The organism is Photobacterium iliopiscarium (genome assembly GCF_003026395.1).
Taxonomy (GTDB): Bacteria; Pseudomonadota; Gammaproteobacteria; order Enterobacterales; family Vibrionaceae; genus Photobacterium; species Photobacterium iliopiscarium.
On record NZ_PYOO01000038.1, the window covers coordinates 1 to 677 of the forward strand.

Here is a 677-nt window from a genome sequence, read left to right on the forward strand (position 1 = left end):
GCTAGGAGCGTACCTTCTCCCGAAGTTACGGTACCATTTTGCCTAGTTCCTTCACCCGAGTTCTCTCAAGCGCCTTGGTATTCTCTACCTGATCACCTGTGTCGGTTTGGGGTACGATTTCTTATAACCTGAAGCTTAGAAGCTTTTCCCGGAAGCATGGCATCAATGACTTCACTACCGTAGTAGCTCGACATCGTATCTCAGCCTTAAGATGAACCGGATTTGCCTAATTCATCAGCCTACATACTTGGACCTGGACAACCGTCGCCAGGCTCACCTAGCCTTCTCCGTCCCTCCATCGCAATTATAAGAAGTACGGGAATATTAACCCGTTTCCCATCGACTACGCCTTTCGGCCTCGCCTTAGGGGTCGACTTACCCTGCCCCGATTAACGTTGGACAGGAACCCTTGATCTTCCGGCGAGGGAGTTTTTCACTCCCTTTATCGTTACTCATGTCAGCATTCGCACTTCTGATACCTCCAGCACACTTTACAATGCACCTTCAACGGCTTACAGAACGCTCCCCTACCCAATGTGAATAAATTCACATTGCCGCAGCTTCGGTGTATAGCTTAGCCCCGTTAAATCTTCCGCGCAGGCCGACTCGACCAGTGAGCTATTACGCTTTCTTTAAATGATGGCTGCTTCTAAGCCAACATCCTGGCTGTCTGAGCC

General features: G+C 49.9%; 1 rRNA gene. It reads right to left on the reverse strand.

Features of this window, described 5'->3' with window-relative positions:
• A 23S ribosomal RNA gene (locus C9J51_RS19350) occupies positions 1 to 677 on the reverse strand; the annotation flags it as partial.